The 16403-nt window shown below is 47.1% G+C and carries 14 protein-coding genes and 1 pseudogene; 2 read left to right on the top strand and 13 right to left on the bottom strand.

The window, feature by feature from the left end:
* Positions 1-120: 120 nt before the first annotated feature.
* On the bottom strand, positions 121-945 hold the full coding sequence (locus DESDE_RS19555) for a DUF3102 domain-containing protein (protein WP_014795757.1): 825 nt from the start codon (positions 943-945) through the stop codon (positions 121-123).
* 229 nt (positions 946-1174) lie between these two features.
* Here DESDE_RS19555 and DESDE_RS19560 point away from each other — a divergent pair, with 229 nt between their 5' ends.
* A complete protein-coding gene (locus DESDE_RS19560) occupies positions 1175-1399 on the top strand; it encodes a DUF1659 domain-containing protein (protein WP_014795758.1) in 225 nt (74 codons plus the stop codon).
* A 35-nt stretch (positions 1400-1434) separates the two neighbouring features.
* Entirely contained in the window at positions 1435-1674 is a 240-nt protein-coding gene (locus DESDE_RS19565; protein WP_014795759.1) for a DUF2922 domain-containing protein, read from the top strand.
* A gap of 90 nt (positions 1675-1764) precedes the next feature.
* Here the strand turns inward: DESDE_RS19565 and smpB are convergent, their stop codons facing one another.
* The 12 genes and pseudogenes from smpB to DESDE_RS19630 form a co-directional block, all read right to left on the bottom strand.
* Entirely contained in the window at positions 1765-2235 is a 471-nt protein-coding gene (gene smpB, locus DESDE_RS19570) for an SsrA-binding protein SmpB (protein WP_014795760.1), read from the bottom strand.
* Positions 2236-2450: 215 nt separating this feature from the next.
* Positions 2451-4466 carry a sodium-translocating pyrophosphatase gene (locus tag DESDE_RS19575; protein WP_014795761.1) on the bottom strand — a complete coding sequence of 672 codons (2016 nt, stop codon included), beginning with the start codon at positions 4464-4466 and terminating at the stop codon, positions 2451-2453.
* Positions 4467-4726: 260 nt separating this feature from the next.
* The gene (gene secG / locus DESDE_RS19580) at positions 4727-4951 is read right to left on the bottom strand and encodes a preprotein translocase subunit SecG (protein ID WP_014795762.1); all 225 of its coding nucleotides are present in this window, start codon (positions 4949-4951) and stop codon (positions 4727-4729) included.
* Positions 4952-5128: 177 nt separating this feature from the next.
* Positions 5129-6406: a phosphopyruvate hydratase gene (gene eno / locus DESDE_RS19585; RefSeq protein WP_014795763.1), complete on the bottom strand. Its 1278-nt coding sequence runs from the start codon at positions 6404-6406 to the stop codon at positions 5129-5131.
* Between the two features lie 334 nt (positions 6407-6740).
* Positions 6741-8210 (bottom strand): annotated as a pseudogene (gene gpmI / locus DESDE_RS19595) (2,3-bisphosphoglycerate-independent phosphoglycerate mutase); the annotation flags it as partial.
* 59 nt (positions 8211-8269) lie between these two features.
* Positions 8270-9037 (bottom strand): triose-phosphate isomerase, encoded by a 768-nt coding sequence (tpiA, locus tag DESDE_RS19600; protein ID WP_014795765.1) that lies wholly within the window; start codon positions 9035-9037, stop codon positions 8270-8272.
* Positions 9038-9066: 29 nt separating this feature from the next.
* A complete protein-coding gene (locus DESDE_RS19605) occupies positions 9067-10251 on the bottom strand; it encodes a phosphoglycerate kinase (protein WP_014795766.1) in 1185 nt (394 codons plus the stop codon).
* Positions 10252-10530: 279 nt separating this feature from the next.
* Positions 10531-11934 (bottom strand): RNA polymerase factor sigma-54, encoded by a 1404-nt coding sequence (rpoN, locus tag DESDE_RS19610; RefSeq protein WP_014795767.1) that lies wholly within the window; start codon positions 11932-11934, stop codon positions 10531-10533.
* 2 nt (positions 11935-11936) lie between these two features.
* The gene (whiA, locus tag DESDE_RS19615) at positions 11937-12890 is read right to left on the bottom strand and encodes a DNA-binding protein WhiA (protein WP_014795768.1); all 954 of its coding nucleotides are present in this window, start codon (positions 12888-12890) and stop codon (positions 11937-11939) included.
* A 24-nt stretch (positions 12891-12914) separates the two neighbouring features.
* Positions 12915-14288, bottom strand: a complete 1374-nt coding sequence (locus tag DESDE_RS19620; protein WP_014795769.1) for a gluconeogenesis factor YvcK family protein — start codon at positions 14286-14288, stop codon at positions 12915-12917.
* The gene (gene rapZ, locus DESDE_RS19625) at positions 14285-15178 is read right to left on the bottom strand and encodes an RNase adapter RapZ (RefSeq protein ID WP_014795770.1); all 894 of its coding nucleotides are present in this window, start codon (positions 15176-15178) and stop codon (positions 14285-14287) included. Before rapZ ends, DESDE_RS19620 begins: the two co-directional genes overlap by 4 nt.
* A gap of 16 nt (positions 15179-15194) precedes the next feature.
* Complete coding sequence (locus DESDE_RS19630) at positions 15195-16382, bottom strand: type 2 periplasmic-binding domain-containing protein (protein WP_014795771.1); 1188 nt, start codon at positions 16380-16382, stop codon at positions 15195-15197.
* Positions 16383-16403: the final 21 nt, after the last annotated feature.

The raw sequence follows: 16403 nt of genomic DNA on the forward strand, positions 1-16403 counted from the left end.
GTCCCTGCTATGTGCATAGTTTCTTTTATACCTTTGCCGGTTCACCGTCAGCGTGCCCCTTCAATATGAAAAAGCCCCTTTATCCGTATAGTATATCATTCGGATAAAGAGACTTTCATTCTACATTTTCGCTTTTAAGCCCTCAGCTAAAAAATTTATGATCTTATCTTTGTAGACTTTATATGTGTCGGGCTCCTGCTTGGCAAATTCCTTCAGCTCCCACAAAAGCTCCCTGAAGTTCCGGTCAAGGCTCTCGTATAAAAAGGCGATTTTATTGGCTTTGCTCTTGTGGTAAGCCTGATCAAGCCTGTTGCTCATCCGGTCGATGGCTTGGGCGGAAGTATCCTGCTTAAGGTTTTTTAGGTCCATGCTCAATTTCTCGGCTCTGGCCTCGCTCTTCGCTTTGGCTTGATTCAGCTCTTCCACTTTGGTTATCAGGTTGTCCCGTTCGCCGCTCAGCCGGGTTATCTGGCCTTCCTGGTCTGCCAGGGTTTGCTGGAGCTCTGTCTTTTCCTGAAGAGCCTGATCCCGCTCCGCCGCAGCCCGGTTCCGTTCCTGAACCGCCTTTTGCAGCTCCCGGGTCGACATGCTCTCCAGATCCAGCTCGGTGATAAACTGAGCCCGTTCCTCCTCCGGGATCCCCAGCAGAATGAGCCCCTGAGTGTAGCTCAGTTTGGAAAGCGCTTGCCAATCTGGTGAGGCGGGCTGTGGGGGCCCATACTCCTCAAACAGGCGGATCAGGTTGCCCGCCGTTTTCTGGGAGTAACTGACTGACTCTTCCAGCCACCGGCCCCATTCACCATAGGGGAGCAGACCCTTGGCCTCCACCAGGCGGCTGCCGATCTCGATGGCATTGTACAGAAGAACTTTGCATACCTGATGCTTCATCGTATTGATTTCAGCTGCTATTAAAAGCGGCGTGCGTTCTGTGCTCACATCCCCCATGATGGTTCCCTGCCTTTAATCGGGAATTCCCGTCCTTTTTGATTGATTTACTCATAGACTATGTGATCAAGGTCTTAAGTGTGACAAACCTGACAAGGAACTCCAAGAATATACATTCCCTTAACCACGATAGTCGTTGCTTCTGTCACCTCTGGATGAACAAGCCCATAAGATAGGACAGGACGGGGTCTCCCGGTCGGTCAATACAGCGGAAAGGAGGGTGATGCATATGGCTGTAGTAGCTCATCCATTGAGCTCAACTGTAGTGATAAGATATCAGGTGGGTGAAACCCCCTCCGGTTCCCCGATCATCAGGCAAAAAAGCCTGAACAACGTCAAAGCTGAGGCCACGGACCAAGATATTTATGATGTGGCGGCAGCTTTATTCGGTCTGAGCGAACGTCTGGTGATTCAGACGATCCTCAGAAAAAATTATGATTTGATAGACGAGTAATTCCTGAAAGCATTAACCGGAAAGGAGGTGCTGCGATGGCAATCATAAGCAAAACGGTTCTGCGGCTGACCTTTAACACAACCGGAAACAAAGCCTTTTCCTTCAGCCTGGATGATCCAAGGCCGGACTTGACTAAAGGCGAAATCGAAGCCGCCATGGATACGATCATCGAAAAGAATATCTTTCTTTCCCCCAGCGGTGAGCTGATCGGAAAGAGAGATATCCGGATCGTGGGAACGATGACCAATGACATGTACGATCCCCCGCAAGCTTAAGCGGAGGATCTGAAGGGTCATTGCTCCATGTAAGAAAAACCAAAGGATACCCCCTTCAAAAAGGAGTACCCTTTGGTTTTTTTAGTCAGGTCAATAGTTTTTGCCTTGATCCCGGAAGTGACGCTCAATCTCACGTTTGGCATCCCGCTCGGCAATATCTTGGCGTTTATCATAATTCTTTTTCCCTCGGCAAACCCCGAGTTCGATTTTAGCCAGGCCATGTTTAAGGTAAATCTTGGTGGGAATCAGGGTCAGTCCCTGTTGTTGCACTTTCCCGATAAGCTTAATGATCTCTGAACGATTAAGAAGGAGTTTGCGCTTGCGCAAGGGATCATGATTAAAACGGTTTCCTTGCTCGTATGGGCTAATATGCAGCTGATAAAGCCAAACCTCACCGTTTTCGATCCGGGCATAGCTGTCCTTGAGGTTGACACGTCCATTACGAATGGATTTAATCTCGGTTCCTGTGAGGATAATCCCGGCTTCCAGCTTCTCCTCAACAAAATAATCATGATAGGCTTTTCGGTTGTCGGAGATAACTTTAATTCCTTCAGATGCCACAAGGCTCCTCCTCCCAGATTCCCGTTTACATACAGTAAAACTTTAGATCATAAGTATAGCATAAACTCTCGCTTTCTTCCAGTAGGGCAAGCAGCTGGCTTAATGCAGTGCTGTTCAAACTGCTCAAGACCTTGGACTAGGGATATGAAAAAGGAGCATCGCTGATTACTTTAAAAGGTAGTCAGCGATGCTCTCTTCCTGGATAATCTAATCTACTAAATCAAAAATGGAGCGATAATCAGGGAAATGGTACCCATAACTTTAATTAAGGCGTTTAAGGATGGACCAGCTGTATCCTTGAAGGGATCGCCTACGGTGTCCCCGATGACAGCAGCGGCATGAGTCGGAGTTCCTTTACCGCCGAGATTTCCAGCTTCAACATACTTCTTGGCATTGTCCCAAGCTCCACCAGCGTTAGCCATGAAGATTGCCATGAGCAATCCGGAAACTGTTCCACCGGCAAGCATTCCACCTAAAGCATCCTTACCGAGTAAAAACCCTACCAGGATCGGAGAGCCTATGGCTAAGAGTCCAGGAACAATCATTTGACGAATAGCAGCTTTAGTGGAGATATCCACGCAAGCGCGATAATCCGGTTTAGCCTTTCCTTCCATAAGACCAGGAATCTCACGGAATTGGCGACGGACTTCACCAATCATTTCGAAAGCAGCTTTACCTACAGCTTCCATAGCAAAAGCAGAGAAGAGGAAGGGTAGCGCGGCTCCGATAAAGAGACCGATAATCGTGGTGGGTACGAGGATGTCGATTCTATCCAGATGCGCAAGCTCAGAGTAAGCATTAAAGAGAGCTAAGGCGGTCAAGGCTGCGGAACCGATAGCAAATCCTTTAGCCACAGCGGCAGTGGTGTTCCCTACAGAGTCGAGTTTATCCGTGGTTTTACGGACCTCGGGCTCTAATTCGGCCATTTCAGCAATACCGCCGGCATTATCCGCAACCGGTCCGAAGGAGTCGATGGCCACGACCATCCCTGCAGTAGAAAGCATAGCCATAGCAGCCATAGCAATACCGAAGATTCCAGCGACTGCAAAGGAAACATAAGTAGCAACGCAAATGACGATAACAGGAAGAGCGGTACTCTTCATACCGGTAGCCAGACCCTGAATAATATTGGTGGCTGCACCGGTCTCAGAAGCTTTGGCAATTGCTTGGGAAGGAGCCTTCTGATTTGACGTATAGTACTCTGTTAATAGACCAATAAGAATATTAACGACTAATCCACAAATAATCGCAATGAATATATTGTTAGGAGTTAGCGTAAGGGTTTCACTTACACGCACAGGTTCAGTGATCATCAATTGGACGATAGCGTAAGAAGCGATAGCTGTTAATAAGTTAGTACCCCACAACCCTTTGTTCAAGGCAGTTTGTGGATTGGCATTTTCTCCGGTACGAACAAAAAAGCTTGCAATAATCGAAGAAAGCATTCCAGCCACCCCAATCATGAGGGGAAGCATAAGTCCGGGAGCTCCGCTTCCTACGGATTGGAAAGCTACAGCACCGATAAGCATAGCTGCAATGGTGGTAGCAGCATAGGATTCGAAAAGGTCGGCTCCCATCCCGGCAGTATCACCTACGTTATCTCCCACATTATCGGCGATAACAGCAGGGTTACGAGGATCATCTTCAGGAATACCGGCTTCAACTTTACCTACCAAGTCCGCACCGACATCGGCTGCTTTCGTATAGATACCACCGCCGACACGAGCAAACAAAGCAATAGCACTGGCACCAAAGGCAAAAGAGTTGATGGTTTCAGCATCTTGGAACCATAAGAAAAGAGCAGCGACCCCAATAAGACCTAATCCGTTAACAGAAAGACCCATAACAGCCCCTGCACGGAAGGATACTCCCAAGGCCTTGTTCAAGCTGGTCCGAGCGGCTTCCGTAGTACGGGCATTAGCACGAGTGGTAATTCCCATACCCACATAGCCGGCCACAGCGGAAAGCAGCGCTCCCACAAGGAAAGATACCGCAGTTTGCCAGCTTTTTAAGAAAGTCAGGATAATAAAGATGATGATTACAAAAGGAATAAGTGTTTTGTACTGGCGATTGAGAAATGCCATGGCACCCTCTTGAATCGCGAGAGAAATTTCCTGCATCCGAGCATTTCCTGGGCTTTCTTTTAAAACACTACTTGCGAAGTAAAAGGCAAATGCCAGCCCGACAAGACCTGCTAAGACAGCCCATATAGGCATTGAAGCAAAATCCATTATCAAAAACCCCCCTAAATAATGAAAATTTATGTAATGAGCCAGTTTCCCCCTAAATATTAATTCAGTTCCCGTTTGGCACCATTAAAACTACATACTAGGATTGTTCATTATTGCATTTTAGTAAGGTAATGGATGAATGTGAACCTACCGGTTCAATTATGCAGGTTATAAGAACTCATGTTTTTAAAGGATTAGCTTTCTGCGGTTATTGCTCTATTTTTACGGAAGCTGAATAAAGGGAAAAAGGGGACCTGACTTTATTTCATAAGCCAGGCTACCCCCAGAGAACTCAGCAAAAATACAACAGCTGAGGCAATACTAACTTTTTGAAGGACAGCATCCAATCCCTTCTTCTTCCCAAAGAAGGACTCACTGGCGCCACCAATAGCCCCCAAACCTGCACTCACGCCGGATTGAAGTAAAACCGTTGCGATCAGACCCAAGGAGCTAAGGACTAATATAACGGTTAGAAAAATAACCATACCTATTCACCCCCTAAATATATTAAAAACCAGTCGGAAGCAGTATCCTGCCTATATCAGGTAAACCGCCACTTCTCTCGTGGCGGTCATTCCTTATGATTTAGTCAGTACCGCTATTTTAGCACAAAAATTTGACAAAAGGCAAGAGTAGATAAGTCAACTGTCAATATGGAACCATCAACGGCCCAATGCCTCATGGCCGCGATAAACTCCGGTTTCCCCAAGTTCTTCTTCGATGCGAAGAAGTTCATTATATTTTGCTACACGTTCTGTCCGTGCGGGCGCACCTGTTTTAATCTGTCCTGCATTGACAGCGACGGCTACATGAGCCATAGTCACATCCTCTGTTTCCCCGGAGCGATGTGAAATAACCGTTGTGTATCCAGCACGTTTGGCCATTTCGATGGCATCCAGGGTTTCAGTAAGGGTCCCGATCTGATTGAGTTTAATTAAGATGGAATTGGCGCATTTTTCCTTAATACCCCGTGCCAAGCGGGCAGGATTGGTGACAAACAGATCATCTCCCACCAGTTGAATCTTGCTTCCCAGTTTTTCAGTAAGCTTTTTCCATCCTTCCCAGTCTTCTTCAGACAACCCGTCCTCGATGGAAACGATAGGGTACTTTTCAACCAGATCTTCATAATAGGCAATCATTTCATCAGAAGTCTTGGTTAGTCCTTCCCCTTCAAGATGATATTTTCCATCTTTATAAAGCTCCGTGGCTGCTACATCCAGGGCCAGAGCGATATCTTTTCCAGGCGTGTAACCTGCACGTTGAATGGCATCCATAATAGCCAGCAGTGCATCGGCATTGGATTCCAAGCTGGGAGCAAATCCTCCCTCATCGCCAATAGCAGTCGCAAGCGACTTTTCCTTAAGAACTGCCTTCAAGCTATGATATACTTCTGTTCCCATCTGCAGAGCTTCAGTAAAGCTTTTAGCACCTACAGGCATAATCATAAATTCTTGAATATCCACGTTATTATCAGCATGCTGACCGCCGTTTAAGATGTTCATCATCGGAACAGGGAGCTCCTTGGCGTTAACGCCCCCTAAGTATTGATAAAGGGGAAGTCCAACGCATTCAGCTGCAGCTTTGGCGTTAGCCAAAGAAACTCCTAGAATGGCATTGGCTCCAAGTTTACCCTTGTTCTCTGTTCCATCAAGAGCAATGAGTTCACGGTCAATAGCCGGTTGGTCAAAGGGGCTTAGTCCTTCCAGTTCCGGGGCGATCACTTTATTAACATGTTCTACGGCTTTAAGAACCCCTTTACCCAGAAAACGCCCTTTATCGCCATCTCTCAATTCAACGGCTTCAAACGCACCTGTGGAAGCACCTGAGGGAACAGCCGCCCGCCCCATGGAACCATCTTCTAAAACGACTTCTACCTCAACAGTAGGATTGCCACGGGAATCCAGGATCTCACGTCCATAAATCTCGTCGATATAACTCATATGTATAACCTCCTAAATATAATATTTAACATAAATCATGTTGGTATAACTTGCCTTATTAACTTTATCCTATCATCCGCACCGCTCAAACCCGAAATGCAGCCCAAGGATTTTGCTTTCAGGCAGAGAACGGATTTAAGCGAGCAGGCAAGCAATCTTCGCGAAAGACTGCAGCGGAGTCAGGTTGGAAACAGGACGTTTCCAACCGGCTATGAGGCAGGAGCCGATTTAGCCGGGGACCTGACGCAGCGGAAGCCTTGAGCGATTAGATTGCTCCGCGCAGCTTATGGAGTGAACGCCTAAAGCAAAATCCTGGAGATCCCGGAGAGTCACCTTATAAAATCAAGGACGTCCCCGTCATCTCCTGAGGCTGCGGAATCCCCATCAGCTCCAGGGCCGTAGGAGCCACATCCCGAAGAGCCCCTCCCTCCCGCAAGGTTTTGCCCTTAAGGTCATCATTAACCAAGATAAAAGGCACCGGATTGGAAGTATGGGCAGTCAGAGGTTGGCCTGTTTCCAAGTCCACTTTAGCTTCAGCATTGCCATGATCAGCTGTTATGATGACAGTTCCCTGGCGCTCTAAAATCTTGGGAACGATTTTTCCAATACACTCATCCACCGCTTCTATGGCTTTAACGGTAGCCCCAAATTCCCCGGTATGACCCACCATATCCGAATTGGCAAAGTTCAGAATGATAATGTCATAATCCTCTGTATCCAAGCGTTTAAGGAGCTCCTCAGTAATTTCATAGGCACTCATTTCCGGCTTCAGATTATAGGTAGCAACTTTTGGAGAAGGAATAAGGCAACGGGTTTCGCCAGGACAAGGATCCTCTACCCCTCCGTTAAAAAAGAAAGTAACATGGGCGTATTTTTCTGTCTCAGCGATACGAAGCTGCTTCTTCTTATGTTTTGCCAGAACCTCCCCTAAGGTATTGTCTAAGTTCTGAGCAGGAAAAGCCACTGGAACTTTCAGAGTATCGTCATATTCAGTCATACACACATAATGAAGATTCAAAGGTTTTCCTCGCTCAAAGCCAGTAAATTCCTCATTCACGAGGGCATAAGAAATCTCCCGGGCACGATCGGAACGGAAGTTAAAGAAGATGAAGCTATCTCCATCCTGGAGGGTTCCAACGGCCTTTCCTTCTGAATCCACAATGACCGTAGGCGCTACAAACTCATCCGTGACTCTGATATCATAAGATTGTTCAATCGCTGCCAAAGGGTTAGGTGCTTTCAAACCTTCCCCATCGACTAAGGCCCGGTAACCCTTTTCTACCCGCTCCCAACGTTTATCCCGATCCATCGTATAATAACGGCCACTTACGGTAGCGACTTTGCCAAGGCCTAATTCCTTACATTTAATATTGAGTCTGGTCATGAATACCTTAGCACTTTGAGGCAGCACATCCCGGCCATCTAAAAGGGCATGGATAAATACTTTTTTAACCCCCATGGCTTTTGCCATATCTAAAAGGGCAAAAAGATGCTCACTATGTGAGTGAACCCCTCCGTCTGAGAGCAATCCCATAAGGTGCAGAGCGTTGGGCCCATCCTTGACCCGTTCCATGGCTTCTTTCAATACGGTATTTTGGGCAAACTCACCGGTCCGTATGGCTTTGGAAATACGGGTGAATTCCTGATACACCACCCGCCCCGCCCCAATATTTAAATGGCCGACTTCCGAGTTTCCCATTTGCCCTGGGGGTAATCCTACCTCTTCCCCTGAAGCAACGATGAAGGTATGGGGGTACTCCTCAAACAGCGTATTGAAGCTCGGCTTTTGGGCATTGGCTATGGCATTGCCCTCTGCCTGAGGACTATGGCCCCATCCGTCAAGAATCATTAATAAAAGGGGCTTCATAGGGCAGCCACCGCATTCTGAACCAGTTGCGCAAATCCTTCAGGCTCAAGGCTGGCCCCGCCCACAAGGGCTCCATCCACATCCGGTTGCTCCATGAGTTCCGCGATATTGTCGCCCTTAACGCTCCCTCCATAGAGGATGTTGATTTCATCGGCAACCACGCCGGCAATTCCGGCTAACGTGGAGCGAATCATGGCGCACATCTCTTGAGCATCTTCACTGGAGGCGGTTTTACCCGTTCCAATGGCCCAAATGGGCTCATAGGCAATGACCACTCTTTTCAATTCATCCGCTGAAAGATCAGTGAGATCCTTTTCCACCTGACCGCGAACGATAGCAAAGGCCTTTCCTTCTTCACGGTTGGCTAAGTTTTCACCCACACAGAGAATAGGGGTAAGCCCTGCTTTGAGAGCTGCCTTCACCTTTTTGGCAATCTCTTCATCTGTTTCACGGAGAACTTCCCGGCGCTCCGAATGCCCGAGGATGACATAGGTGCAAGCAACATCCACCAGCATAGCGGCAGAAATCTCTCCGGTATAGGCCCCATTAGGGGCGTAGAACATGTCCTGAGCCCCAATATGAATGACGCTCTCCTCCAGCTCATCCTTGAGAACACTTAAGGCTGTAAAGGGAGCACACACGACAACATCAATTTCAGTAAGTTCACCAAGCATTCCTAAGAGCCTTACCGCATAATCCTGAGCTTCACGAAGGCTTTTATTCATCTTCCAATTTCCAGCGATAATAGGATGTCGTTTGGCCATTAAATGAGCTCCTTTCAAGATGAGATAGTTTATATAGTTTGAAGTGCGGCTACACCGGGTAGGGTCTTCCCTTCTAAGAGCTTCAAAGAAGCTCCTCCTCCTGTAGAGATATGGCTCATTTGATTCCCCACACCCATTTTTTCTACGGCAGCCACAGAATCTCCACCGCCTACTATAGTCATGCCCGGGCATAGAGCCACGGCCTGAGCAACCTTCTCTGTCCCTTTGGCGAAATGTTCCATTTCAAAGACACCCATAGGGCCATTCCACACGATGGTCCGTGCCTTTTGTATTCTTTCGCTGAAAAGGCCGGCGCTTTCCGGTCCGATATCCAAGGCCATTTCGTCCTCAGTTAACTCTTGGATGGTGGTAATCCGATAAGGTGCATCGGCCTTAAATTCTTTTGCCGCCACTACATCTTGAGGCAAAAGAATGTCTACTTTAAGTTCCTGCGCTTTATCAAGAATCTCTTGAGCTAAGGATAATTTATCTGCTTCCACCAAAGATTTTCCCAGGTCATATCCCTGAGCTTTCAGGAAGGTATTGGCCATTCCACCACCAATGATAAGAGCATCGACTTTATTGAGCAAGTTCTCAATGACACCGATTTTATCACTGACCTTGGCTCCTCCAATAATGGCCACAAAAGGCCGCTCCGCATCTTCCAAGGCCTTGCCCATGCTTTCGATTTCCTTTTGGAGAAGGAGGCCTGCCACGCCGGGAATATGATGAGCGATTCCTTCTGTGGAAGCATGAGCCCGGTGAGCTGTGCCAAAAGCATCATTAACATACACTTCGGCTAAGCGAGCTAATTGCTTAACAAACTCCGGCTCATTCTTTTCTTCCTCTTCGTGATAACGAACGTTTTCTAAGAGAAGGACCTCACCTTCATGTAATTGGGCCACTTCTTTTTCTACTTCCGGACCGATACAATCCGGGGCAATGGATACCGGTCGATTGAGCAATTTACTGAGGCGTTTTGCTACGGGAGCAAGGGAGTACTTCGGATCGGGTTTTCCTTTAGGACGTCCTAAATGGGAGGCAAGAATAATTTTGGCCCCTTCGCCGATTAGGTATTGAATGGTAGGCAAAGCTGCCCGAATCCTCGTGTCGTTGGTAATATTGCCATGATCATCCATGGGTACGTTAAAATCAACCCGCACAAAAACACGTTTATCTCGTACCACGATGTCCTTAAGCCCTTTCTTATGCATTAAGTATGGTTCTCCTTTCCTCATTAGCTTAATCATCTCTGGGTCTTTGCTATGAAAGCTTATGTGTTCAGTAAGTTAAGCATTACTATCTATGTAAATTTTGAGTAATGAATCATAGCCATTGGCAATTTTATGCCAATCCAATCTGTCTTAGTTTAGCACTTTCTATCATCTTAGTATACCGCTCGAAGGAAGTTTCTACTCTTTAGACTATACCTTGATCCCAGATTTTAAGGGCATTCACTATCAGATTGTAATTATTCAGCTGATCATTATTCGCTAATAGCGTTTCCGTAGAGTTGTTGAAGGGATACCCAGTTCATCACGGTATTTCGCGACGGTTCGTCGTGAAATCTCCATATTCTTTCCTTTAAGGATCTCTGAGAGTTTCTGATCAGAGTATGGGCTCTTGGGATCCTCAGCAGCGATGATACCTTTCAAGGTTTGTTTAATTCCTTCCGTGGTAATCCCTTGTTCGCTACCTAAACCTGTGGCAAAAAAGAACTTAAATTCGAAGATTCCCCGAGGGGTCTGTACGTATTTATTGGATGTAGCCCGACTGACCGTTGACTCGTGGACCCCGATCTCTTCCGCAATGTCTTTGAGATTGAGAGGCTTTAAATAGCGAATTCCTCGCCTCAAAAACTCTTCTTGACGTCTTACAATAGCGTCCGCAACCTTATATAGAGTGAGTCGCCTTTGCTCGATACTGCGAATCAACCATGCTGCCGCATTGAGTTTTTGCTCGACAAATTTGCGAATCTCCGATTCATTATTCTGACTTAATGCTTTACGATAGGCCTGATTAATTCCCAGACGGGGCACAGTCACATCATTGACCAGGATAATATATTCACCCTCAACCTCTTCAATCACGACATCGGGAAGGATATACCGAACTTCACCAGAACCCGCAAAACGCCGACCGGGTTTAGGATCCAGGGTACGAATTAAATCCGCCATGTCTTGAACTTGACTTGGGGTAATCTTAAGTTGGTTAGCAATCCTTTGTAAACGACCGGCGGCTAAATCCTCCAGGTACTTAAGAAACTCAGGCATCTCCGGAGGGTATTCTTCCAGCATGGGGAGCTGCAAGCGCAGGCATTCTTCCAAACTCCTTGCCCCAACTCCCAAAGGGTCCAGACTTTGGATAACTGCCAAACCTTTTTCTACTTCCTCAAGAGGAAGCCGCAGCTGTCCAGCTATCTCCTCTAAAGAAAGAGGTAAATAGCCATTATCATCTAAGTTTCCAATAATGTATTCAAGTAAATCCGGGGACACGGGAACCTTTTGTATATGAATCTGTTCAAGCAAATGCTCTTGAAGAGAAGGAGCTGCCGCTAAAAAAGGCTCAAATCGGTTGCTCTGTCCAGCATCGGGGTCATACTCCCTGCTAATTCGTTCTTCCTGATGCTGAAAATACTCTTCCCAGTTCATATCCCAAGTACTCTCATCAGCACTCTCGTCTTTCTCCTGAGTTGAAGGACTTTCCTGGGTATTGTCCATGCTTTTATCTGCTGAATCTTCAATCACATCGAGCAGAGGGTTTTCCAGCATCTGCTGCTCTACATAACCGGAGAGTTCTATTGCTGATAACTGCAGGACTGCAATCGCTTGGCGCAACTCTGGTGTCATGATTAGTTTCTGCGTTTGTTCCAGGTTCAAGCCATATCCTATGCGCACATTCATCCTCCTTTCTTGACCTGTCTGCTTTGTTCATCCAACTTTTCTGCAAGCTCGTCGATCTTACGCATCCGGTGATTGACCCCCGATTTACCGACCTTAGGAACCAACATCTCGCCTAACTCCTTCAAGCTGGCATCGGGATATTCCAGCCGCAGCCCGGCAATTTCTCGTAACGGTTCCGGCAAGGCTTGTAAACCGATAGTATTGGCTACTTTTTGGATATTCTCTACTTGCCGTACAGCCGCGTCCACGGTCTTATTGAGGTTAGCTGTTTCACAGTTTACCAAGCGATTGACTTGATTGCGCACGTCCTTGAGAACACGAACATTCTCGAATTCCAAAAGGGCCCGGTGGGCGCCGATAAAGCCAAGAAATTCAACAATATGTTCACTCTCTTTAATATAGACCACATGCCAATTCTTACGCATACTTACCTTGGCTCCCAAATTAAATTTATTAAGAAGCTTGCTTAATGCGTCAGCATGAAGAGGATCATTGGTGATAATCTCCAGATGATAGGTTCCTTCGGGATTATTGATGGATCCTCCCGCCAAAAATGCCCCTCGCAAGTATGCTATTTTATCGCATTTCTTTTTTACTAAAAAATTAGGGATACCCGGTAATATTTCTCCCTCTTCATCCATAAGTCCCAACTGTTGAAAATCAGCTAAAGCCCGGGGATAGATTTTTACCATGTAGGAGTTATTCTTTTTCAGGCGCAGTTTCCTCCGTACCATGATGTCCACGGGTAATTCCAATAAAGTTTTGGCCAAGCGATACACTTTACGCGCCACCGGAGCACTTTCAGTGATAACATTCAAGGCATAAGAGTTATTGGAAATCTGCAACGTCCCATCCATCCGCACTAAGGCAGCTAATTCTGCAAGATTGCAGCATTTTTTCCTTTCCTCGATCCGAGCCAACTCATCCTTGGTTTCGGCACTAAAGGACATTCTCCCACTTCCTTTACCAGTACTTTAGGACTCTTCTCTTAGCTTGTGATTCAACAAATAGGAATCCACTAAAGCAATACGCTCTCCCATAGGTTTTAAGCTAAAAAGCAACCGAATAAGGATCCGCGCTAAGCGGTCCGGGTGGTGGCGTACGGTATCACCTTCTTGTAAAAGGTCCGCTTCCACGTACTTTGCTCCCAACCACTCCACACTTTCCGCATTCCCTCGTACCGGATAGGAGCCCTCTTCCGCATAGCGTTCCAGCAGATCCTGGGGTATTTCTTGTTTATTGGCCACCACCACATCCACAAACCCTGCTCCGCAGTGATCAATAAGGGATTGGAGATGGTCCGAGACCTGGAATTGATCCGTCTCCCCCGGCTCAGTCATAATATTGCAGACATAGATGCAGGGAACATCCACTTCCTGAATCTTTTCTTTGAGTCCTTTCACCAGGAGATTGGGGAGAACACTGGTATAAAGACTGCCCGGTCCTAAAACAATCAGATCCGCTTCTTCCAGAGCTCTTAAAGCTTCCGGAATGGGTTCACAATCCTCCGGTTCCAGATAGACTCGTTGAATACGGCCTTGAGTATCTCTGACCTGAGTCTCCCCCTTGACAGAGGTCCCATCAGCTAACTCCGCTCCTAAAACCACTTGCTCCATGGTCGACGGGTAAACACTGCCCCGCAGTGCAAAAATCTCACCGACATGCTCGATGCCTTTTTTGAAATCCCCAAAAGTATCCGCCATCCCCGCTAAAAACAGATTCCCTAAACTATGTCCTTTCAAGGTTCCCGTATCAAAGCGATAGGAAAATAATTTCTCCATAATATTCTCTGTATCCGATAAGGCAACCAGGCAATTACGGATATCCCCCGGTGGGAGAATACCCATTTCACTGCGAAGCTTTCCTGAACTCCCTCCATCATCTGCCACAGTAACAATGGCCGTCAGATTGCGAGTATAATTCTTCAGCCCTCGAAGCAATGCCGATAAACCTGTTCCTCCGCCAATGACAACGATTTTCGGGCCACGTCGTAAATGCTGCCGTGAATACATGACATCCACAATCCGGGCTTCTTCATCAGGCAATAACACGGATATAATGGAACGAAGCATCCGTTTAAAACCCACAGCCATAGCCCCCGCTCCTAAAGCGCTGATGAACAACCCCATAGGAACAGCCGTACGGGGCGCACTTCCCGTCATACGATAAATTCCTTCCCGGAATTGCAATTCCAAGTAACCCAAGGCGATGCCATCATTCATGACGGAAAAACCCGCCGCAAAGAGGAATACTCCGAGAACCGCCAGCAAAAACCAGCGTTTAACACCTAAGTTGGGATAAAGCCATTTGAGGGATCTGGGGAGTGATTTGACCAGTTTAAACTTCATTTTAATTTATCACCCTTCCGATTTCGGGCGGCATCCCGGTGTTTAACACTCATCGTATAATGACGTTCCTGAAGAAAAACACCAATTCGTTCCGCAATAGCAACCGATCGGTGCTGTCCCCCTGTACAGCCTACCCCAATGACCAGGTGCCGCTTGCCTTCCTTTACATAATAGGGAAGGATAAACTCTAAGAGACCCAGATATTTATCCACAAACTCTTGGGCAACAGGGTTGCTGAAAATATAATCTTTTACCTGAGGATGCTCCCCGGTAAGAGGCCGCAGTTCACTGACATAGAAGGGGTTGGGTAAAAAGCGCACATCAATCAGTAAGTCTACATCCAAGGGAATGCCATACTTAAAACCAAAGGAAACTACGGAGACTGCTAAATGCCCTGAAGTTTGCTCACTTCCAAAAATCTCAGCTACCTGATGGCGCAGCTGCTGGGAAGACAGATTGGAGGTATCGATAATCTTATGAGCTACCCCGCGGAGATCGGTCAACATTTGCCGCTCCATTTGAATTCCTTCCAAAATTCCTCCGCCGGGAGACAGTGGATGTCTACGCCGGGATTCCTTATATCGTCCTACCAGAACTTCATCCGAGGCTTCTAAGAAAAGGATCTCGTATTGAAATCCTTCGGCATGCAAATCCCCTAAGGCTTCCGCCAATGAGGAGAAAAACTCACCGCCGCGCAAGTCGCAGACGATAGCCGCACGAGTCACTTTCCCTTGGGACTGAGTACAAAGCTCGGCAAATTTCAAAATCAAGGATGGAGGCAGATTATCCACACAAAAATACCCCTGATCCTCAAGACTTTGAAGCGCTTGGGTTTTACCCGCTCCCGAAAGCCCTGTAATGACAAGCAATCGAACATGCTTTGACGGCATAGCCACTCCCCCTTCTCTATTTTGCCTCAAGTGCCTTTCTAGCCTCCGCTTGAGCTTCTGCCAAAACCTCCTCCGGCTTAACTCCAGTCCAAGCCTTTTGCCATGCCTTGTCTTGAATAGGAATAAGCTTCCCTTCCAAGGCATTTCCCGGCAAGGACCAGACTTGAGCCAAGCTCAACCCCACTTGGCGGAGAATTCCCGACTGAGCTTCTTCACGACTATAGAACGAACTGCTGGCCGGAAAACGTTTACCCGCCTTGGCAATAGCCCATTGTGAATCTGAAGATAGCAACTCTTCTTCTACTAAACGGATTAAAGGGCTTAAACTCTCCGAAGATTTGATCGATGAATTAGCAATACCGAGGGTTCTTACCGCTAACAGTTCCCCTTGTCCGGCTGTCAGCTGATGTAAAGGCACACTTCCCCAGGGTATAGCCTCGGTCAATCCTTGAGCTCGGCTTGCATTAGCGATAGTATAAGCAGCCTGAGCATTGAGGAATAGGTCCCAGGCATTAGGGTCGACCACCAATAATTTCTCTTCTTTCCAAGCCAAAAGCTGTTGGAGAAAAATCAAATTGGCCGGTTCTTGAAGGACAGGCTGCCCATTGCCGGCTAATTTTCCTCCTTGAGCTAACCACCAGGGAGCCAAATTCTTAGCATCAAGAGCGGTTAAAGCCAGCACTCCCTTGGTTGTATAAAAATCAGCTAAAGTAGGGGGCAGTTGGGCTAAATCCGTTCGATAGTAAAAAACAGGAACATCCGTAGCTAAAGGATGAGCGTAAAGCTTTTCCCCATATTTAAACTGAGAGGTTAAGCCGATAAAGGAATCCGCATTTCCTATGACAGGGGCTAAGGCTCCTTGTTGGAAGAGTTCAGTTAAGGCTTGAGAAGTAGTTAAAAATATCTCCGGCCCTTCTCCACCGGCCTGGGCAAGATAAGCGAGATGTGCTATCTCTCCTTCTTCTATATATTCTAGATGAACAATCACTTCGGGGTGACCGTCCATAATTTTTTGGACTTCCTTACCCAAGGCCTCCACCTCAGCTCCTGCCAAAGAATGCCAGACCTCAATCACTGCCGGAGCAGCTCCCCCCGGCAATCCTTGCTGAGGGTCTTCCCCACAGCCCGTGAGGAGAAGGGCACATACCAAAAACCCAATTATTGGAATTCTATATCGGAGCTGTTTAACTAAACCCTTAACCATGACATTCTCCTTTATCCTTCT

This window comes from Desulfitobacterium dehalogenans ATCC 51507 (assembly GCF_000243155.2).
In the GTDB taxonomy this organism is placed as follows: Bacteria; Bacillota; Desulfitobacteriia; order Desulfitobacteriales; family Desulfitobacteriaceae; genus Desulfitobacterium; species Desulfitobacterium dehalogenans.